At 39.7% G+C, this 21,829-nt stretch carries 16 protein-coding genes and 1 pseudogene; 14 read left to right on the forward strand and 3 right to left on the reverse strand.

Features of this window, described 5'->3' with window-relative positions; genetic code table 11:
* Positions 1–7: 7 nt before the first annotated feature.
* The 4 genes from HMPREF0106_RS14340 to HMPREF0106_RS14325 all read left to right on the forward strand — a co-directional run bounded on the left by HMPREF0106_RS14340 (position 8) and on the right by HMPREF0106_RS14325 (position 5,391).
* Positions 8–1,126 (forward strand): glycoside hydrolase family 18, encoded by a 1,119-nt coding sequence (locus HMPREF0106_RS14340; RefSeq protein WP_009039751.1) that lies wholly within the window; start codon positions 8–10, stop codon positions 1,124–1,126.
* A gap of 17 nt (positions 1,127–1,143) precedes the next feature.
* Complete coding sequence (locus tag HMPREF0106_RS14335; protein WP_009039752.1) at positions 1,144–2,316, forward strand: DUF1735 and LamG domain-containing protein; 1,173 nt, start codon at positions 1,144–1,146, stop codon at positions 2,314–2,316.
* A gap of 24 nt (positions 2,317–2,340) precedes the next feature.
* The gene (locus HMPREF0106_RS14330) at positions 2,341–3,354 is read left to right on the forward strand and encodes a hypothetical protein (RefSeq protein ID WP_009039753.1); all 1,014 of its coding nucleotides are present in this window, start codon (positions 2,341–2,343) and stop codon (positions 3,352–3,354) included.
* Between the two features lie 222 nt (positions 3,355–3,576).
* On the forward strand, positions 3,577–5,391 hold the full coding sequence (locus tag HMPREF0106_RS14325) for an AMP-dependent synthetase/ligase (protein WP_008024263.1): 1,815 nt from the start codon (positions 3,577–3,579) through the stop codon (positions 5,389–5,391).
* A gap of 237 nt (positions 5,392–5,628) precedes the next feature.
* Here the strand turns inward: HMPREF0106_RS14325 and HMPREF0106_RS0124555 are convergent.
* A pseudogene (locus HMPREF0106_RS0124555) lies at positions 5,629–5,955 on the reverse strand (insulinase family protein); the annotation flags it as partial.
* Positions 5,956–6,226: 271 nt separating this feature from the next.
* Here HMPREF0106_RS0124555 and prfB point away from each other — a divergent pair.
* From prfB to HMPREF0106_RS14305, 5 genes are all read left to right on the forward strand, one after another.
* Positions 6,227–7,343 (forward strand): peptide chain release factor 2 gene (gene prfB, locus HMPREF0106_RS14320; RefSeq protein WP_117683141.1). Its coding sequence is split into 2 segments (ribosomal slippage): positions 6,227–6,289 and positions 6,291–7,343, totalling 1,116 coding nucleotides; the frame shifts between segments, so codons are not numbered across the junction.
* A gap of 84 nt (positions 7,344–7,427) precedes the next feature.
* Complete coding sequence (locus tag HMPREF0106_RS28115; RefSeq protein ID WP_004299554.1) at positions 7,428–7,562, forward strand: hypothetical protein; 135 nt, start codon at positions 7,428–7,430, stop codon at positions 7,560–7,562.
* Between the two features lie 235 nt (positions 7,563–7,797).
* The gene (locus tag HMPREF0106_RS14315) at positions 7,798–8,850 is read left to right on the forward strand and encodes a porin (protein ID WP_009039754.1); all 1,053 of its coding nucleotides are present in this window, start codon (positions 7,798–7,800) and stop codon (positions 8,848–8,850) included.
* Between the two features lie 118 nt (positions 8,851–8,968).
* Positions 8,969–9,436, forward strand: a complete 468-nt coding sequence (locus tag HMPREF0106_RS14310; RefSeq protein ID WP_009039755.1) for a CYTH domain-containing protein — start codon at positions 8,969–8,971, stop codon at positions 9,434–9,436.
* A 58-nt stretch (positions 9,437–9,494) separates the two neighbouring features.
* Positions 9,495–10,787 carry an MgtC/SapB family protein gene (locus HMPREF0106_RS14305; RefSeq protein WP_032851284.1) on the forward strand — a complete coding sequence of 431 codons (1,293 nt, stop codon included), beginning with the start codon at positions 9,495–9,497 and terminating at the stop codon, positions 10,785–10,787.
* Positions 10,788–10,943: 156 nt separating this feature from the next.
* On the opposite strand, the gene HMPREF0106_RS14300 is transcribed toward HMPREF0106_RS14305, so the two are convergent.
* Together HMPREF0106_RS14300 and HMPREF0106_RS14295 are read right to left on the reverse strand one after the other, a co-directional pair.
* Positions 10,944–12,089: a DNA/RNA non-specific endonuclease gene (locus HMPREF0106_RS14300; protein WP_009039757.1), complete on the reverse strand. Its 1,146-nt coding sequence runs from the start codon at positions 12,087–12,089 to the stop codon at positions 10,944–10,946.
* Complete coding sequence (locus HMPREF0106_RS14295; protein WP_004299560.1) at positions 12,086–13,111, reverse strand: endonuclease/exonuclease/phosphatase family protein; 1,026 nt, start codon at positions 13,109–13,111, stop codon at positions 12,086–12,088. Before HMPREF0106_RS14295 ends, HMPREF0106_RS14300 begins: the two co-directional genes overlap by 4 nt.
* A gap of 200 nt (positions 13,112–13,311) precedes the next feature.
* Between HMPREF0106_RS14295 and HMPREF0106_RS14290 the strand changes: the two genes are divergently transcribed.
* The 5 genes from HMPREF0106_RS14290 (at position 13,312) to HMPREF0106_RS14270 (ending at position 21,424) form a co-directional block, all read left to right on the forward strand.
* Positions 13,312–15,840 (forward strand): TonB-dependent receptor, encoded by a 2,529-nt coding sequence (locus tag HMPREF0106_RS14290; protein ID WP_004299561.1) that lies wholly within the window; start codon positions 13,312–13,314, stop codon positions 15,838–15,840.
* Between the two features lie 47 nt (positions 15,841–15,887).
* Positions 15,888–16,730, forward strand: coding sequence for a DUF5689 domain-containing protein (locus HMPREF0106_RS14285; protein ID WP_009039758.1), 843 nt, complete (start codon positions 15,888–15,890; stop codon positions 16,728–16,730).
* Between the two features lie 20 nt (positions 16,731–16,750).
* Positions 16,751–18,697, forward strand: coding sequence for a DUF6359 domain-containing protein (locus HMPREF0106_RS14280; protein WP_009039759.1), 1,947 nt, complete (start codon positions 16,751–16,753; stop codon positions 18,695–18,697).
* 90 nt (positions 18,698–18,787) lie between these two features.
* The gene (locus HMPREF0106_RS14275; RefSeq protein ID WP_032851286.1) at positions 18,788–19,633 is read left to right on the forward strand and encodes a DNA/RNA non-specific endonuclease; all 846 of its coding nucleotides are present in this window, start codon (positions 18,788–18,790) and stop codon (positions 19,631–19,633) included.
* Positions 19,634–19,858: 225 nt separating this feature from the next.
* Complete coding sequence (locus HMPREF0106_RS14270; RefSeq protein WP_009039761.1) at positions 19,859–21,424, forward strand: ATP-binding protein; 1,566 nt, start codon at positions 19,859–19,861, stop codon at positions 21,422–21,424.
* The last annotated feature ends 405 nt before the right edge of the window (positions 21,425–21,829 follow it).

Here is a 21,829-nt window from a genome sequence, read left to right on the forward strand (position 1 = left end):
TATAAAAATGAAACGATTATATAAATATTTCTTTGGAATTTTAGGAATATCATTTGCTTTGACGGCCTGTGATGATTGGTTGGATACGGAAATTAAAGATCCTGCGAATCTGACTATATCTAATAAGGATGAGGCTTATTATGCCCGTCTGCGTGAATATAAAAAGAGTGATCATCCGGTTGCGTTCGGATGGTATGGTAACTGGACGGGAACCGGTGCCTCTTATGAGAATTCCTTAAAAGGATTGCCGGATAGTGTAGATTTTGTGTCATTGTGGGGAAACTGGAAGAATCCGTCACCTGCTATGATGGAAGATTTACGTTATGTGCAAGAAAAAAAGGGAACGAAGGTATTGTTCTGTTTCCTGGTGCTTGATATTGGCGACCAGATTACACCGCCGATGCCACAGGAGGAAATAGACAATGGTACATCTATAGAAGACTGGAGACATAAGTTCTGGGGGTGGGACTATTCACTGGAGAATCGGTTGGTTGCAGTGGAGAAATATGCGAACGCCTTGTGTGATACGATCGAAAAGTATAATTATGATGGGTTCGATTTCGATGCTGAACCGAATGTACAGCATCCGTTTCCTACCAATAAGGAACTTTGGCAAAATAACGGTCAAGTAATCGCGAAGTTTGTGGAAACGATGTCGAAGAGAGTCGGCCCGAAGTCTGGTACGGGAAAAATGCTGGTTGTGGATGGTGAACCGGATGCACTGCCTGCTGAGCTGTTTCACCATTTTGATTATCTGATTCTGCAAACGTATACAACTTATTATAAGCAAGACAACAGTCGGCTGGATGCTCGCTTCGACAAACAGTATGCCCACTTTAAAGATGTGGCGACAGCTGGAGAGATTGCGAAAAAGATTATTATCTGTGAGAATTTTGAGGATCATGCCAAGACTGGTGGGGCGGCTTTTATACTTCCTGACGGCACGGAGATAAATTCACTTAGTGGTTTTGCTTATTGGAATCCGTCGGTTGGTGGCATACAATATCGCAAAGGCGGTGTAGGAACTTACCATATGGAATATGAGTATAAAGTGAATGCACAAGGGAGCGAAACTTATCCGGCGTTGCGTAAAGCCATACAAATTCAGAATCCAAGTATTAAGTAAATAAAAACGAATAAAAAATGAACAGATATTTATTAAAACAAAATATAATCGGACTATTATTCTTTACATGTCTGTTTGTCGGTTGTGATAATGCCGAATATTCGGTGTTACATAATCAGGCCTATATTTCACAAACTGGTACGAATCCGAATACTGCATTAAAAGTGTTTATTGATCAAGATTTGGTGACAGCCAATTTGAATGTGCGTCTTTCCGATCCGGCAGAGAAAGACTATAACTTTGAGTTTGTGGAAGATGCTGAATTATTGGCAAAGTATAATGAAGTTAATTATACATCCTATAAATTTCTTCCTGCCGAACAGTATAATTTTAAGGGGAAAGAGGCTGTGATAAAGCAGGGGGAGGTTCTTTCGGAATCGTCAGGATTGGAAATTCTTCCCTTGACGCAGGAAATGAAAGATAGCGGAAATAAATACGCCATTGCTTTGACACTTCAGAGTAAAGATGGCGCGGCAGAGGTCTTGAAACCTGGAAGTACTATACTTTATTTACTTGATCCGGCCATTGTGACTTCAGTCCCGGTTTTCAACTCTAGACATAATGCTACTTTCAGTTTGGTTGAAGATTTATCTTTAAGTGAATGGACTTTAGAGTTCTGTGTCAATATGAGCAAACTTGGGAAGAAGGTTGGGGAATTGAATAATCAGGCCCTTTTTGATGGTTCAAGCAGTTTGGGCGAATCGGATGGGCAGATTTATACTCGTTTTGGTGATGCCCCCATTGAAGGAAATCGTTTGCAGATAAAGACTCAGGGCTTACAGATGAACAGTGCAACGTTGTTTGAAGAGAATAAATGGTATCAGATAGCTTGGGTGTGTACAAGCAGCAAGTTGTATCTGTATGTTGACGGAAAATTGGATAATTCGATAGATGTACCGGGTAAAGTGACCAATCTCAGTAAAACGAAATGTAAAATTGGAAATGCCGAATATTTGAAAGCAGATGTTCAGATGAGCGAATTCCGCTTATGGAAGCGGGCTTTATCTCAGCGGGAAATAGCCAACAACTTGTATGCGACCGATCCTCATTCCAATGCATTGTTTGCTTATTTTAAATTCAATGAAGGAAAAGGTGACAGGTTTACCGATGCTACAGGAAATGGAAATGAGGCATGGTGTAATGATCCTGTTGAATGGAGAGATAATGTTCGCCTCAATGCTAACAATTAAATAATGTATTATAACTGAAATATCATGAAATCAATAAAGAAGAATATCATAACTTCGATGGTATTGCTTTTGCCATTGTGGTTTGTTGCATGTGAAAGTGAACGGGAAGTGGGAAGCACTCTTTTCCCGGAAGGAAACAGTGGTGACATTGTCAAAGCATTTATTGACAACCGTTGTTTTTATCCCAAGAATTATATGGAATCTACAGTTGTGCAGGCAGGAAACGGAGGGGATTTGATTGCGGGTTCCGAACAGGTGGATCTCCGGGTGCAATTGACCAATGCTGCTCCCCAGGATTTGTTTTTTTCGATGAAAGTGGAGAATTCGGTATCGGATGCTGGAGAGGATGACGTAACATGGTTGGGAGAAGACGCAATCTCCTTTCTGAATCAAACGGTTACCATCAAAAAGGGAGAACTTGAAAGTGGGGAGATGATATCCTTCACGCTTGATGAGGAATCTGGTTCACTTAAGGAACTTGCTGAGAGTGGAATGGTGGCTTTGTCTTTGGTAACTACTGATGCAGTTGAGATAAGTGAAAATTATAGTACATATTTATGGAAAGTGAATAAGGAAATCACGAATATAGATGTGAATGGTAGTTTGAAAGATAAAACAATGATTGATGTTACTTCTTATGATGTGATTGGAGGATATGGCCTTCCTACACAAGATTTAAGTGATGATGACATGAACACATTCCTAATGAGTTATATTGACTATCCAAATGCTAAAATACCATTTCATATGCATGAGCCTCAGGAAATTATAGGGCTTTCAATTACTCCTGCTGGTTATTGGGGAGCATGGAATTTGGATTATTCAAAAGTGGAATTATTAGGTGGGGATGATCCGGATAATTTGACGCGCATAGGTATAGCGACATGCACAACAGGGATGCCTTCTGATCATACTCCTTGGGAAATAGCTTTTTATTCGCCTGTAAAACTGCGATATCTGACAGTGCATGTACTGGATAATTTCTCTAATGGTGAGTCTGTGAATGCATTATGTGCTGAAATACGATTGTATCGATAGGAGTTAGGGAATATGATTATTTTTCCTAATTTACAGTAGAGTGTAATTTATACTATGCCGGTAAAGATGAAGTATACTTTGCTGGCATAGTTTGGTTTATAATCGTTTGGTTTTTATTGCCAAATATCTGATTCATAATGTTCGTTGCAAAACTCTTGGATTAATGTTGCCTAAATGAAGTAAAACCAATACCTTTGTACCATATTTACTAATACAAAGAGTATGACTTATCATCATTTATCTGTCCTGGTCCATCGTCAGGCCGAAAAATATGGCGACAAGGTAGCCTTAAAATACCGTGACTATGAGACAGCTCAATGGATTCCTATTTCATGGAAGCAGTTCTCCGGATCAGTACGGCAAGCAGCTAATGCTTTCGTGGCATTGGGAGTAGAAGAACAAGAGAATATCGGTATATTTTCACAGAATAAACCCGAATGGTTCTATGTCGACTTTGGCGCGTTTGCCAATCGGGCTGTTACTATTCCGTTTTATGCAACGAGTTCACCTGCGCAGGCGCAATATATCATTAATGATGCGCAGATTCGTTTCCTTTTTGTAGGCGAGCAATACCAGTATGATGCTGCTTTCAGCATCTTTGGTTTCTGTACCTCTCTGCAACAACTGATTATTTTTGACCGTTCGGTAGTGAAAGATCCCCGCGACGTATCGTCTATCTATTTTGATGAGTTTATGGCGATGGGAGAGGGATTACCTCACAATGATACGGTAGAAGAGCGTACCGAACGGGCTTCATACGATGACTTGGCAAACATTCTCTATACATCCGGCACAACGGGTGAACCGAAGGGCGTCATGCTTCATCATTCCTGTTATCTGGAACAGTTTCATACACACGATGACCGTTTGACAACCATGTCGGATAAGGATGTATCTATGAATTTCCTCCCCTTGACACACGTGTTTGAGAAAGCATGGTGTTATCTCTGTATTCATAAAGGAGTGCAGATTTGTATCAATCTCCGTCCGGCAGATATTCAGACAACGATTAAGGAAATTCGTCCGACACTGATGTGTAGTGTTCCCCGTTTCTGGGAGAAAGTATATGCAGGTGTACAGGAGAAAATTAACGAGACAACAGGGTTGAAGAAAGCACTGATGCTGGATGCTATCCGGGTAGGTAGAATCCATAATCTGGATTATCTGCGTTTGGGTAAGACTCCTCCGGTGATGAATCAACTGAAATATAAATTCTACGAAAAGACAATCTACTCTCTACTGAAAAAAACAATCGGTATTGAGAACGGTAACTTTTTCCCGACTGCCGGTGCTGCCGTTCCCGATGAAATCAATGAATTTGTCCATTCGGTAGGAATCAATATGGTGGTAGGATATGGCTTGACGGAATCGACGGCCACTGTATCTTGTACATTGCCGGTTGGCTATGATATCGGTTCAGTAGGTGTTGTACTTCCGGGAATTGAAGTGAAAATCGGTGAAGACAATGAAATTCTTCTTCGGGGAAAGACGATTACCAAAGGTTATTATAAGAAAGCAGAAGCTACAGCTGCTGCCATTGAACCCGATGGCTGGTTCCATACAGGTGATGCCGGTTACTTTAAAAATGGCCAGCTTTTCCTGACGGAACGCATTAAAGACCTGTTCAAAACATCGAACGGTAAATATGTTGCTCCGCAAGCTTTGGAAACGAAATTGGTTATTGACCGTTATATTGACCAGATTGCCATTATTGCCGATCAGCGTAAGTTTGTTTCCGCTCTGATTGTTCCTGTATATGGGTTTGTGAAAGAGTATGCGGAAGAAAAAGGCATTAAATACAAAGATATGGAGGAACTGTTGAAACATCCGAAGATTGTAGGATTGTTCCGTGCACGGATTGATACACTCCAACAGCAGTTTGCACACTATGAGCAAATCAAACGTTTCACTCTGCTTCCCGAACCGTTCAGTATGGAACGTGGAGAACTGACTAATACGTTGAAATTGAAACGGTCGGTAGTTGCCAAGAATTATAGTGAGCAGATTGAAAAGATGTACGAAGAAAATGAGAAATAAGAGATGGACGGTGAACGTTAAATATGAAACGGTAAACCGTAAACGATAAGTCGCAAACAATAAAACGGTGAACAATCTGTACAATTGGCAGAGTTGTTCACCGTTTATTATTTATAAGTACATCTCCCTAATTAGTTTGTATTGTTTTCATTTTTACAAATTCCTTATAAAGAAAAACTTCTTGATTTTGATAGTATAAACTTATTTAGAGGACATACTTAGTTTATTCGTTCCTTTTTAGTATCCGAAAATCTGCTCCTGTGTCAATTCTTCAATAGGACCTACAGCTTTCAGCTTATCCAGTTCCAAATCCTTCTTATCTCCCAGAATGCAATAAACATACGTGCGTCCTTTTACCCATTGCTTTTGGAAATCGGCAATGTCTTTCAGCGTCATGTTCTGTATATCATTGTAGAGCTTGATACGCGGGTCTACGTTTTGGCCTAGGTCCTGTGCATTGATATAACTCCAGATGATGTCACCTTTGATGATACGTTCGGTACGCAGGCGGTTCGTTAATCCGTCTTTAGCCAGTTTGAATGCAGCCTCCGATTCCGGCATATTCACATTCAGTCCGGAGAGTATGACATACGTACGTTCGTTGCCTGGAGATACGTAGAAAGTACAAGCCAAGCGATAGAATTCACTTTTCAGTTCCTCCGGTGTCATGTCCGAAGTACCCAGATATTATGTCAGGAAGAGTGACAAGCAAGAAAGTTTCAATAGTTTGTTCATAATATGACAACATTTTAATAACAAAAACAAAGGTAGCAGATTTTTGCTTATCTTTGTCCCCCGATATCTGAATTTTGTAAATAATAAAATTGTAAATCAAATGATTACTATTGAACAACTTAAAGACGTGAAAGAGCGCACTGATGCGCTGAGGAGGTATCTTTGACATCGACGGGAAGAAAATTCAAGTCGAAGAAGAGCAATTAAGAACACAAGCTCCGGGATTTTGGGATGACCAGAAGAAGGCCGAAGCTCAAATGAAATTGGTGAAAGACCTGCAAAAGTGGATTGAAGGCTACAACGAACTCAAGACATTGGCAGATGAACTTGAACTGGCATTTGATTTCTATAAAGAAGAACTGGTGACCGAGGAAGATGTGGACGCTGCTTACGCCAAAGCTAGTGAAGCGGTAGAGGCACTCGAACTCAAAAATATGCTTCGTGACGAAGCCGACCAGATGGATTGTGTGTTGAAAATCAATTCAGGTGCCGGTGGTACGGAAAGTCAGGACTGGGCTTCTATGCTGATGCGTATGTATCTGCGTTATGCCGAGACCAACGGTTATAAAGCTACCATTGCCAACCTTCAGGAAGGTGACGAAGCCGGAATCAAAACCTGTACTATCAATATTGAAGGTGATTTTGCATACGGTTATTTGAAGGGAGAGAACGGTGTGCACCGCCTGGTTCGTGTTTCTCCGTACAATGCGCAAGGTAAACGTATGACTTCCTTTGCTTCTGTATTCGTTACTCCGCTGGTGGATGACAGTATCGAGGTAAATATTTTGCCTGCCAACATCTCTTGGGATACATTCCGAAGCGGTGGTGCCGGTGGACAGAATGTAAATAAGGTAGAATCCGGTGTCCGTTTGCGTTATCAGTATAAAGATCCTTATACCGGTGAGGAAGAAGAAATTCTGATTGAAAATACCGAAACCCGTGACCAGCCGAAGAACCGTGAGAATGCAATGCGTCAACTACGTTCCATCTTGTATGATAAGGAATTGCAGCATCGTATGGCAGAACAGGCGAAAGTGGAAGCCGGTAAGAAGAAGATCGAGTGGGGTTCCCAGATCCGTAGCTACGTATTTGATGACCGTCGCGTGAAAGATCATCGTACCAACTATCAGACTTCGGATGTGAACGGTGTGATGGATGGCAAAATAGATGGCTTTATCAAAGCTTATCTGATGGAGTTTTCTTCACAAGAATCATAAAAAATAAAATTAGCAAGAATTATTTTTGGAAAGTTAATAGATTTGTACTTACTTTGTTAGCGTTGAACTTTAAAGCTAACTATTATGGGTAAGGTGAAGAAAAAAGTAGCAATTAGTAAGAAAGAAGAAGAACAAGCCCAGAAGGTTGTCAAAATAGTGTTCGTCTCATTAATTATTTTGGCATTGATTATGCTGATCGCATTTTCCTTTTTCGGCTGATAAGTTCGCCACAAATTATACGGTTAACCCAGATTGTTTGGTTATTGATAGGATAAATATCAAATCCGATCTGTGTTAATCTGCGTAATTTGTGGCGAACTCTTTGTTTTGTAATGCATTTGTGTTCTCTGTAATATAAATGTAACTTTTCTGTCATTTTCCCGTAGTTAATTTGTCATCTCCGTGTATCCTCACAGTTGTACTTTTGCCGTGAATTTAGTAGCAGACAACTGAAATGAGTAGAATCAGAACAACTGTCGTTATGCTTTTGCTGGCGACAATGGCCTTTGGACAGGCAAAAGAAGATGCAGGGGATGGTAAGATGCTGGATAAACAGACCATGGAGTTTAAGGATTATCTGCCGGAGATTCACGGAACAATCCGGGGAAAGTACGAATATCAGACAGAAACAAGTGAAAGCCGTTTTGAAGTACGTAATGCACGCTTCAGTGTTTCGGGAAATGTGCATCCGATAGTTGCTTATAAAGCGGAAATCGACCTTTCCGATGAAGGCTCTATCAAGATGCTTGATGCGTATGCACGTGTTTTTCCGGTGAAAGACCTGAATTTTACGATCGGTCAGATGCGCGTTCCTTTCACGATAGATGCTCACCGCTCACCACATCAGCAGTATTTTGCCAACCGTTCATTCATTGCCAAGCAAGTAGGAAATGTGCGTGATGTCGGTTTGACGGCTGGTTATACGAATAAAAAAGGTATCCCATTTATTCTTGAAGGGGGATTGTTTAACGGCTCCGGTCTGACAAATCAGAAAGAATGGCATAAAACGCTGAATTACTCCATAAAAGCGCAGTTATTGCCCAATAAGAACTGGAATCTGACACTTAGCACCCAAATGATAAAACCGGAAAATGTGCGGATTAATATGTACGATGCCGGTATCTATTATCAGAATGACCGTTTTCATATTGAGGCGGAATATTTATATAAAATGTACGGTCACGAAGCATTTAAAGATGTTCATGCAGTGAATAGTTTTATTAATTACGATTTACCATTAAAGAAAGTGTTCAATAAAATCTCTTTCCTGGTTCGCTATGATATGATGACCGATCATAGTGATGGCAAGATGGATGAAACGACAAAAGCTCTGATTATAAATGATTATGCCCGACATCGTGTGACAGGCGGAATCACACTAAGTCTTTCCAAAGCTTTCATTGCTGACCTCCGACTGAACTTCGAGAAATATTTCTATAAGAACTCCGGTGTTCCAAAAGAATCGGAACGGGACAAAATCGTGATTGAGTTTATGACGAGATTCTGAAATAAATTGAGACTTGAAAATTGAGAATTAAGAATTGTAGTTTTCTGATACATGATGTGAGATGTCAAACTATCATTTTTTAATTCTCAATTTTCAATTTTTAATTTATCTTTGTGCCATGGCACAGGAAATAGAACGTAAATTTTTAGTTATCGGTGAATTCAAGTCTTCGGCTTTTGCGCAGAGTCATATTGTGCAGGGGTATATCAGTAGTGTTCGCGGGCGTACTGTCCGGGTTCGTATTCGGGATGAAAAAGGTTATCTGACAATAAAGGGAGCTTCTAATGCTTCCGGTACCAGTCGTTATGAATGGGAAAAGGAGCTGGCCTTATCAGAAGCAGAAGAATTGATGAGGCTTTGCGAACCGGGGATTATTGACAAGACCCGCTATTTGGTACGTAGTGGCAAACATGTATTTGAAATCGACGAGTTTTATGGTGAGAATGAAGGACTTATTGTGGCAGAAGTAGAGTTGGAATCGGAAGATGAGGCTTTTGTAAAACCCGACTTTATCGGTGAGGAGGTAACGGGCGACATACGCTACTATAACTCACAGTTAATGAAAAAACCGTATAAAACGTGGTAAGCGTTAACAAATAAACCGTATATTTGTTCTTATATAAAAAAGAGAGCAGTGTATGGATATGGAACAGTTGTACAGTTATGTGCCGCGTGAATTGGTTACTTTTGTTTTAGTAACCTTGTTTTCTTTATTAATCGGACTTTCGCAACGTCGAATCAGTCTGAAGCGTGAGGGTGAAACTACTCTTTTCGGAACTGACCGCACTTTTACTTTTATTGGTATACTGGGTTACTTGCTTTATATCTTAGACCCTACGGATATGCGTCTGTTTATGGGAGGTGGAGCGGTATTGGGATTGCTGTTGGGATTAAACTATTATGTAAAGCAATCACAATTTCATGTTTTTGGTGTAACTACCATCATTATTGCCCTGATTACTTATTGTATGGCTCCTATCGTAGCTACCCAACCTTCCTGGTTTTATGTCATGGTAGTTGTGACTGTGCTCCTGCTGACTGAACTCAAACATACTTTTACAGAGTTTGCTCAACGGATGAAGAATGATGAAATGATTACGTTAGCCAAGTTCTTGGCTATCAGCGGTATCATATTACCGATGCTTCCGCATAAGAATCTGATTCCGGATATTAATCTTACTCCTTATTCTATCTGGTTGGCAACGGTAGTAGTATCCGGCATTTCCTATCTCTCTTACCTATTAAAGAGATATGTATTCCATGAATCCGGAACGTTAGTTTCTGGTATTATTGGTGGATTATACAGCAGTACGGCTACGATCTCGGTACTTGCCCGTAAAAGCCGGAAAGCCTCTGAACAGGAAGCGACTGATTATGTTGCTGCCATGCTGTTGGCTGTCAGCATGATGTTTCTACGATTTATGATACTGATACTTATTTTCAGTAGAGAAATCTTCCTGTCTATTTATCCGTATCTGTTGACTATGGCGGTGGTGGCGGCTATTGTTGCCTGGTTTATCCATTCCCGACAAAAACGACCGGAAGACCAGCCTGCTGAAACAGAAGAAGATGATAGTAGCAACCCGTTGGAATTTAAAGTTGCTTTGATTTTTGCCGTACTCTTTGTGATATTCACTTTCTTAACTCACTATACGTTAGTGTATGCGGGCACAGGCGGATTAAATCTCTTGTCTTTTGTTTCCGGTTTTAGTGATATAACTCCTTTTATATTAAACTTGTTGCAAAATATAGGCAGTGTGGCTGCACTGATAATTACTGCTTGTAGTATGCAGGCTATCATCAGTAATATAATGGTAAATATGTTCTATGCTTTATTCTTTGCTGGGAAGGGAAGTAAACTTCGTCCTTGGATTCTGGGAGGATTCGGTGTAGTGATTGCTTGTAATCTCGTGTTGTTGCTGTTCTTCTATATTTAAAGAGGCTTTTAGGTATAAAACAACTGTTATTTGTATGGACGAGATAGATTCTTAGATTTATTTTAGAATAAAATGCTCATGTATATAATTCCATACAAATATCCCTATCTATTTTTACTTGATATTAATAGATAGGGATATTTGTAGAAAGAGCCTTTACCAAGACCAGTCGCTCTCTTTGTAATTTGCTTCTACTGCTGTCTCGATCTCATCAGGTAGATTATGATAGAAATCAAGCCCGGTTATGGATTCTAACTCATCGATAGATTTTGCACATGCTTTAATATTTTTTGATTTGTCGCTTTTGTGCTCTATATAAAATCCAATAGCTTTGTACTGTCCATTCTTGTAAGATAAGATTGTACTGAAGTAATATTTAGGTATCTTGACACCATACGTACCTGTTTCCAGTATTGCATAATCTATGGATGTTCCTTTCACAATGTAAGTTGTATCTTGAGGATTTGACACCTTTGCCCACTCCTGTACTTTGTTCTCTATCGCATCCCAAGTACTTCCACCTTGGTTGAATCCGGTTATTAGTTGCGGACTGATATTAGAATAATAGAATGTCTGACTATTTGCTTCACGGCTATATAATCTGTCACTTGAAGCTACCATGTGTCCTCTATTATACGGTGAATAGTAGTCTTGTTTGTCAGTCCTGTATTGTGCCGGAATATTAGTATCTGGTTTATAATCGTCTTTACGATCCACATTCTTTTGAGAAGTCACATTGTCAAAAGTCAATGCTACCCAACGTACATGTTTTTTCGTACAATCGTATTCATAACTGTAAGTGACAGTCTTTTTTCCATTCTCTGTAGTTGTCCAGGTATGAAAAATGTTCATGCTTCCACCTTTCAGTTTAGGAATTTCGATTCTTCCTGCATACCCTGATGGATTAGGGTCCGGATCTGGATCAGGATTTGAACCATTGCCTGCTAATTGTTTGAGTGTGAATTTGGCCTCCTCTTTTCCGGCTGTGATTGTAATAATGACACTTCGTTCAGCTCCGGTATTTGCTTTCATATATCCACTGATAGAGCCATTTCCATTGCCGGATGTTCTACTCAATGTACACCAAGTCTCACTACTTGAAGCCTGCCATGTGCCATCAGCTTTTACACGAATGATAAATCCGCCTCCATTGGCATTGATTTGTGTTTGGTCAATAGAGGCAATTCCTTGATTGGTATTGCCTGAGTTGTCTGGAAGTTCAGGCGAATCCTGTTCACTACATGAGATTGCAGTGCTACAAGTTATGAACAGGATGAATAGTTTAAATAATGCTTTTGTCATTTCACTTCTTTAATTAGATAAATAATAGTAGGCAAGTGATCGCTATATCCGTTTAGCCATACACCACCTGCCTGTGTCCGTTTAGGATATCCTTTATATTTTCCTTCTTTTTGGAACATAAAATCACGGCTGAAGATTTCATGTTTATAGAATTTCAGTGTACTGCGGTCAGTGCCCAACAAATTTCCGGTGAATACAATTTGATCGAACAAATTCCATTTACCTTTGTACATCAGAGTTCCATATCCTTTCTTCAAAGTATCCCACCATGGATTGTACAAGTCTGTAGGACCTGCATCAACAGGTTTCCGTTTAGCTCCAAGTGCTACAGCCATACTTTTATCCATCGGGTCATCGTTCATATCCCCCATGATAACAATTTTGGCTGCGGAGTCTTCCCTTAACAGTGAATCTTTGATAGCTCTAACTTGTTCTCCTGCGCGTTCACGTGCTGGAGAAGCGGCAGCTCTCGAAGGCCAGTGATTGACGATAAAGTGCATTTTCTCATCTGCGATATTGCCGCTGGCAATCAGGAAACCACGTGTCTTATGCACTGTATCATTGATATATACATAAGGTACGAGTTTACTATTTGTCAGTTCAAACAATTTGGGATTATAGAAGAAAGCACAGTCCACACCACGTTGATCTTCTCCTTCGTAGTGAACATATCGGTACCCTCTGTCTGCTAAAGCCGGTTGCTTCAGTATGTCTTCCAATACTCTGTAATTTTCGATTTCAGAAACGCCGATAATGGCGGGACCCATTGGCAACTTGTCGGTACTTAACAGGCTTAATATTTCCGACATGTTTTTCAGCTTAGCCTTATACTTCATCGTATTCCACTGATTAGTACCGTTAGGAAGATACTCGTAGTCATTCTTACCTTCATCGTGAATGGTATCAAACAAATTCTCCATATTGTAGAACGCTACACTGTAGAGGGCAAATTTCTTTTCCTGTCCATAGGCCATGAGGACGAAAAGAGCGAGTACACCTAAAGTCATTAAGCTTTTTTTCATCTTTGAAATTGATTTTAAAAGTGGGTAATTTGTCATTTGTATGACAAATATCTAAAAAGAAAACGAAAAACCCACCCTTACGAGTTACTTTTTTTGTAAAAAACATTGTTATTTATAAAATTCTTTGTTATTTTGCGTAACAGCTTATTTCATTTGTATTGCAAAGCGAAAGACCAATTAACATTAATATAAATTAAATTATGAAACAACGACTAGGGTTAGCGATCGTGCTATTTTGCTTAATGCCAGCACTTTTTGCTCAGCAAAAGGCAAAGCAAAACGCCCGTGAGGACAATGCTTCTTTCATGTTTACAGAATCACAATTGAATGAGGATGATGATGCAGCACAGAGCACATCTGCATTGGTCACTTCTAACAATGATGTTTATCTGTCAAATGTAGGTTATCTGTTTAGCCCAATGAGATTTCGTGTGAGGGGATATGATTCCCAGTATAGTGACATGTATATCAATGGGGTACAGTTTAATGATGCAGAAACAGGACGTTTCAGTTACGGATTAATAGGAGGATTGAACGATGCTACCCGTAATAAGGAGGGGATCGGTCCTTTTGAAATTAACAACTTTACTTTCGGAGCCATAGGGGGAGCTTCCAATATCAATTTACGCGCCAGCCAATATGCGGCCGGTTCAAAACTAACCTTATCAGGTAGTAACCGCAACTATATCTTGCGTGGAATGTATACTTATTCTACAGGTCTGATGAATAATGGATGGGCCTTTACCGGTTCATTGGGATATCGTTGGGGTAACGAGGGAAATATTGAAGGAATCAAGTACAACTCTTTTTCTTACTTCCTCGGTGCAGAGAAAGTATTCAATGATCGCCATAGTCTTTCTTTGGCAACTTGGGGAACACCTACAGAGAGAGGGCAGCAAATGGCGGCAACTGAAGAAGCCTATTATTTAGCAAACAGTCATTATTATAATCCGAACTGGGGATATCAGAATGGAGAAAAAAGAAATGCGCGTATTGTACGCCAGTTCGAGCCATCAGCCATCGCTTCATGGAATTTCACCATTGATGATAATAAGAAACTGGTGACGAGTGCCGGATTCAAATATTCCAATTATGGCAAAAGTGCTTTGGGCTGGAATGGTAATGCAGCCGATCCGCGTCCGGATTATTATAAAAAGTTGCCTAGCTCTATCTTCGACGTGTGGGAATCCGTTCCTACTGCCGATGAACTGCAGCAGTTTAATGAGGTTACTGATAATTGGAAGAATAATAAAGCTTATCGTCAGTTGGATTGGGATGCTCTTTATTTTGCCAATAAACAAGCGAATGCATTAGGTAAAGAGACGCTTTATTATGTGGAAGAACGTCACGACGACCAGTTAGCTTTCAACTTAAGTTCTGTATTCAATCATCAATGGAATGAGCGCAATAGCTATGTTGCCGGAATTGCAGTGAATACAACCAAAGGTATGCATTATAAGAAAATGAAAGACTTGCTGGGTGGACAACTTTATACGGATGTCGACAAGTTCGCAGTACGTGACCATGGCGCTAGTTCCAGCATGGTGCAGAATGACCTCGATAATCCTAACCGTCGTATTGGTGAAGGTGATAAATTTGGTTATGACTATAACATCTATGTGAATAAGCAGAGCGCATGGGTACGTTATCAGGGTAATAATGGTGGATCATTAAATTATTTTGCTTCCGGTAAAATAGGATCTACACAAATGTTCCGTGATGGCTTGATGAGAAACGGACGTGCGCCATTGAAATCACTAGGTAGTAGCGGTACGGCGAAGTTCCTGGAAGGCGGTATAAAAGCTGGTCTGAATTGGGCTATCAATGGCAATCATTCCTTTACGTTGAATGCCGGATATGAAGAACGTGCACCGCTGGCTTACAATTCTTTCATCGCTCCGCGTATTAAGAACGATTTTGTGAGAGATTTGAAAACAGAGCGTATCATTGGTGGTGATTTGACTTACAACTTCAATACTCCTTGGGTGATGGGACGTTTGACGGGTTATTACACTCGTTTCCAGAATCAAGTAGAAATGGATGCTTTCTATAACGATAGCGAAGCACGTTTCACTTATCTTTCTATGAACGGTATTGAAAAGGAACATTGGGGAATAGAAGCTGCTGCTACCTTTAAATTGACAAGTGAGCTGTCATTAACAGCTATCGGTACTTGGAGCGAAGCTAAGTATACCAATAATCCGGATGCTGTGTTGACGTATGAAAGTGAGAATGAGTCAAACCTCGACCGTGTTTATGCTAAAGGTATGCGTGCCAATGGCACTCCGCTTTCTGCTTATAGTCTTGCTTTGGATTATAACGTAAAAGGTTGGTTCTTCAATTTGACAGGAAATTATTATGATCGTGTATATATCGATTTCTCAAGCTATCGTCGTCTTGGCAGTGTATTGGATAAGAATGGTGCTGGTGTAGATGCTAACGGAAATCCGGTTCTCAATGTACCGGGTCAGGAGAAACTGGATGGCGGATTTATGTTGGATGCTTCTATTGGAAAATATATCCGTTTGCGCAATGGAAAGAGCATTAGTCTCAATTTAAGTTTGACTAATATCCTGAACAATACAGATTTGCGTACAGGTGGTTTCGAACAAAACCGTGATGATAATTACAAAGACGGTGACGCACGTGTTTACAAGTTTTCCAAGAATTCTAAGTATTTCTACGCATTCCCGTTCAATGCTTTCTTGAACATTGGTTATAGATTTTAAGAATGTGTAGTTATCAATCCAAAACAAAAAGAAAGGAAGAAACAATTATGAAGAAATTACTATCTATATTATGTACCGGATTACTGCTATGTGGCGCAGGCCTCACTTCCTGTGAGAACTATGATAATCCGGTGACGGGAAATGCTTATGGCAATAACTCGATCCCGGAAGGACGTACGATTTCAATAGCGGCGTTGAAAGAGAAATACAATGATTTCATCGATACAAGCAAAGATACTTATACGACTATCGAAGGTGAAACGCGTATTGAAGGGGTAATTACCTGCGATGATGAAAGTGGAAACTTGTATAAGAAGCTCGTGGTGGCAGATGAGACAGGTGCTATCGTTATTGGTGTTAATGCAACCGGATTGTATGCATTCTGCCCGGTAGGACAGAAAGTGGTAATCGACTGTAAGGGTTTGCAGATAGGTAGCTATCGTAAACAGGCACAGATCGGAACAGTATATAATAATTCTGTAGGCCGTATGCCGGAATATGTATGGAAACAACATGTACGTCTGATTAATGAACCTAAATTATACTATCCAGAACTGACACCGATTGAAATTACTACTCCAGCTAATCTTGCTGCTATAGACTTGAAAGAAGCTCCGGTACTGGTTACTTTCAAAGATATAAAACTTTCCGAAGCAGATGGAACAGCGACTTATGCTCCAGGAGATGAAGGTTCAGTAAAACGTTATTTCACTTATGCTGACGGTACGCAGAGTGGAAGTAATCTATTCCTTTATACCAGTGCTTATGCAAACTTCTCAATGGAAGTAATGCCGCAAGGTAGTGTAAATATTACAGGTATTTTGTTGCGTTACAATAACCAGTGGGAGGTTGTTGTTCGTACTTTAAGCGATATCAAACGAAATAATTAATTCAATTAACACATATAATTATGAAAAAGATTCTAAATGCTTTATTCTTGACACTGCTTGCGGTGTTCACATTTAGTTCATGTAGTGATGTACCGGCTCCTTATGATATATTGGGAGAAGGTGATGTTCCGGGATTGACGGGTGATGGTACGAAAGAAAATCCATATAATATAGCTACTGCTTCATTGAAACAAGATGGTTCTGTTGCTTGGGTACAAGGATATATTGTAGGTTCGGCAGATGGAGCATCTTTGGCTGATGGATCTAAGTTTGAAGCTCCTTTTGTTGGTGCATCAAATATTTTGATTGCAGATGATGTGAATGAAAAGGATTACAAAAAATGTATTCCTGTACAGTTAGTTGCCGGAACAGATTTGCGGGCTCAATTAAATTTGGTTGATAATGCGGCTAATCTGGGACAAGTTGTTATTATTAAAGGTACATTAGAAAACTACTTTAAGCAAGCTGGTGTAAAAGCACCTACTGCTGCTGTTCTTAATGGAAAAGAGATTGGAGACGGTGGTGATCCAGCTCCGGGTGGTAGTTTGGTTGAATTGCTTGATCCATCTAATCCGGTAAATCAGGTAGTTAATACTTTTGATGATGCTGAAACAGATAAGGATTATGTAAAAGAAGGATATGTGAATTTGGCAGAAGTCGGTAGTAGAACGTGGAGAGGTAAGCCTTTTAATAATAATGGTCTTATTCAGGCAACGGCTTATGGTAGTAAGGAGTCTTCTATTATATCATGGTTTGTTACTCCTGCTGTGAATACTGCTCAAATGGCAGTGAAAAAGGTTACATTTGACTGTATTTCTGCATATTATAAAGATGGGAATAAATTAGAAGTTTATTTCCTTGAGAAAGATGGTAACAATCTGAAGCAGACTTTACTAGATGTAGGTACTTTACCTCAAAATTCAGAAGGTTATTCAGATGCTAAAACTTTAACAGGTGACCTTACAAGTATTGGTGATAAAGTTGGTTTTATTGGATTTAAATTTGTAGGTAGTGAAACAGCCAGCGGAACCTATCAGATTGACAATTTATATGTAGGTGTAGAACCCGGTGAAGGTCCTGGACCTGGTCCGGATCCAGTGGGTGATGGTACTAAAGAAAAGCCATATGATGTTACTACTGCTTTATCTCTTTCAACTGCAACTGGTACAACTGTTGCTTGGGTAAAAGGATATATTGTAGGAAGTGTTAATTCAGATAATGCTTCATCATCGGTTGATGGACCGGAAGATATTATTTTCGGAGTAACTGGTATTCGTGCAACGGCACTTGTAATTGCGGGTTCTGCCAATGAAACTGATTATAAAAAATGCATGGTTATTGGATTCGGTAGCGATAGTCCTGCGGCAAAAGCAGCACTGAACTTAGTAGACCATCCTGAAAATTTGGGAAAAGAGGTCCTTCTTCAAGGTGTATTGAAATATGCATTCTCTGCCCCAGGTATGAAGACAATTACCGAACATGAGTTTGTAAGTAGTGAAGAACCTGAACCGGGTAAGGTATATACTAGCAGTATAGCATTGCCGGAAGGTACTAGTACTGATGTTAATAAAGCATCTGGAGGAAAGGTTACTGTTGAAGGTACAGAATATCCAATTTTAAAACTTGGAACAGGTTCTGCATTAGGCTTTTGGAGTTCTCCGGCTTTGCAAACAGGAGCTAGTAAATTGTCTTTCTTTGCAGTTGGTTGGACTGGTAAAACTGGTCAATTGACAGTCATAATAGAAAATGGTGGGACGTTCGAAGGAGGAGGAACAAGTAAAGTGATTCCTTTGGATGGAAAGACTGCTGGCGCGGCAAATAGCTCTCCATTTACAATCACTCCAGCAGATACAGACTTTTATGAATATACAATGACTGGAATTACTGCTTCGACTACAATTAAGTTCACGACTGAAGGGGCAACTAGTGATAAAAGAGCTATAATTTTTGGTGTTAATATCAAGTGATATAAACTATCTATATGACTGCAAGAGAGGTTGTCATAAACTGCGACCTCTCTTGTTCTTTTTATATGAAATGAAGAAATGGCTGATCAAATGAAATGTAATATTATAGTATTAAGTTTATTATGTATAAGCTTCTGTGCTTGTGATAAAGACGAGAACAACAACTCCAATAATTTTGCCACCGGCATCGTAGAACTTCCTGCTCTCCGCAATGGAGCAAACGATGTATTCATAACCCACTCTACTACTTTCAAAGGGCAGAAAGTAACCTCTTTCAGTATGGAATACGATAAGAGTAAGAAGCATTCCCGTTGGATTGCTTTTCGATTCGATAATCAAACTAGACTGCAAGAGGCAACTCGTAGTGATGAATTTATTCCGGACCCTTCTCTTGATATGGAATATCAACGTACTCAAGTAGATTTTGGGAAAAAAGGTTATGATAGAGGGCACCTCTGTGCTTCTGCCGACAGACTTTATCAACAAGAAGCTAATGACCAAACCTTTTATTATACGAATATGAGTCCGCAACGGAACAATTTTAATACAGGTGTTTGGTTGGCATTGGAAGGACAAGTACAGTCATGGGGGCGTAGCTGTACAGCTTCAGATACCTTGTATGTAGTAAAAGGCGGAACGATTGATAAGGAAGAACAAGTCAAAGAATATATAGGTGGCGACCGTAGCAAGCCTGTTCCTAAATATTATTATATGGCTTTGTTGTTTAAAAAGGGAGATTCTTTCAAAGCAATTGCTTTTTGGATGGAACATACAGACAGTAAACCGTCAAAAATAATAAAACTTGTTGACTATGCATTATCAATAGATGAACTGGAAGAAAAGACAGGAATTGATTTCTTTCCGAATCTAAATGATAATTTGGAAAATGCGCTTGAGGCTACGTATTCAACAAAAGCCTGGCCGGGATTGGAATAAGATCACCCGTTAATAATTTTAGTGCTCATATACTCCGATTTTATAAATCAATTATATAAAGGTAATAAATTATCGGGTACTTGTACTTCATTGCTTTTAAAAAGAGGAAAGTATAAGTATAGTTGCTTTTAACTGAATGAAGTGTAGAAAACAGTACGTACTGTTTGAAGTCTATATTTTAATGCCTATATTTGTCTACATTTCAATTTTATAAGAATAGGCATTATGGATACTACTTTCAGAATATACCCGATAGGGATACAGAATTTTGAAGACTTACGCAATAATAACAACGTTTATGTAGATAAGACGGAGTTGATTTATCGTTTGGCTAATACCAATAAGGTTTATTTTTTGAGTCGTCCCCGTCGTTTTGGAAAAAGTTTGCTGGTGTCTACTCTTGATGCTTATTTTCGGGGGAAGAAGGAATTGTTTCAAGGTTTGGCAATGGAGCGTTTGGAGAAAGAGTGGAATGTCTATCCGGTGTTGCACCTTGATTTCAGTATGACAAAGTACACAGCACTTTCCGACCTTTTGGGACAGTTGAATCTGAACCTATACGATTGGGAAAAACTCTATGGAAAGGAAGAAGTAGAAGGTACGCCTGCGGAACGTTTCCGGGGAGTGATTCGTCGTGCTTATGAACAGACGGGCAAACCGGTAGTAGTACTTATCGACGAATACGATGCTCCTTTATTAGACAGTAACCATTTGCCGGAACTGCAAAATGAACTTCGAGAAGAAATGCGGAAATTCTTTAGTCCCTTGAAAGCGCAAGGAGAATATCTTCGTTTCCTTTTCCTGACAGGTATTAGCAAATTCAGTCAAATGAGTATTTTCAGTGAACTGAATAATTTGCAGAATATCAGCATGAGAGATGATTATAGTGCTATCTGTGGTATAACCGAACGGGAATTGCGTACACAATTGAAAACTGATATTGAAATGATGGCGCAAGCTAATAATGAAACCTATGAGGAGGCTTGCACCCATCTAAAACAGCAATATGACGGATATCATTTTAGTGAGAATTGCGAAGACATTTACAATCCATTCAGTTTGTTCAATGCTTTTGCACAGAAAAAATATGCCAATTTTTGGTTTTCTACCGGGACACCTACTTTTTTAATTAATATATTGCAGCAGAGTAATTTTGACATTCGCGAATTGGATGGTGCAACGGCTACTGCAGAGCAGTTTGATGCGCCGACGAGTGTTATTACCGATCCTCTTCCTGTACTTTATCAAAGCGGCTATCTTACCATCAAGGGATATGATCCGGAGTTTCAACTCTACACACTGGCTTATCCTAACAAAGAAGTGCGGAAAGGATTCATAGAATCTCTTATGCCCGCGTATGTGCATTTACCTGCCCGTGAGAATACTTTTTATGTAGTCTCTTTTATCAAGGATTTGCGTGCCGGAAAACTGACCGAATGCCTGGAGAGAATAAGGTCTTTCTTTGCTTCAATTCCCAATGATTTGGAAAATAAGCAGGAAAAACATTATCAGACAATTTTCTATTTGTTGTTCCGTTTGATGGGGCAGTATGTAGATACAGAGGTGAAAAGTGCAATCGGACGGGCAGACGTGGTAGTAAAGATGCAAGATGCCATTTATGTCTTTGCATTTAAGGTAGATGGAACCCCGGAGGAAGCACTGGAGCAAATAAATAGTAAGGGGTATATTATTCCTTATCAGCCTGATCATCGGAAAGTTGTAAAAGTAGGAGTTAACTTCGATAGTGCGACAAGAAGTATTGGTGATTGGAAAATTGTAAAGGAAGTATAATTCTTTTTCTCCCTATTGATTTTGTCAATACCTCTTTCAATCTATCACCATCGTTCTGAAACTCTTTATTCATCGTATTTACAGAGTGGTGATAGATTGAAAGAGGATTTTTATTTTTATGTATGAGAGAGCTTGCTGGCGCAGTCTGAAAATTGGGGGATTTGATTCAGGACAATCACATCCTTAAAAATAGATTTATTCCGGTGCAAAAATGAGGTAAATGATAATTTTGCGGAGTGCCCTGAAAGGGCTTAATTATATAGCGTAGGGCAACGCCCTACGAAAAAAAACACACCAGCCACAAGCCCTGAAAGGGCGGAACTGTATACAATTATGCCCTTTCAGGGCGCAAATTCAGATTGTCGTTTTTACGTAGGGCGTTGCCCTACGCTATATAATTAAGCC

Source organism: Bacteroides sp. D22, assembly GCF_000163675.1.
In the GTDB taxonomy this organism is placed as follows: Bacteria; Bacteroidota; Bacteroidia; order Bacteroidales; family Bacteroidaceae; genus Bacteroides; species Bacteroides xylanisolvens.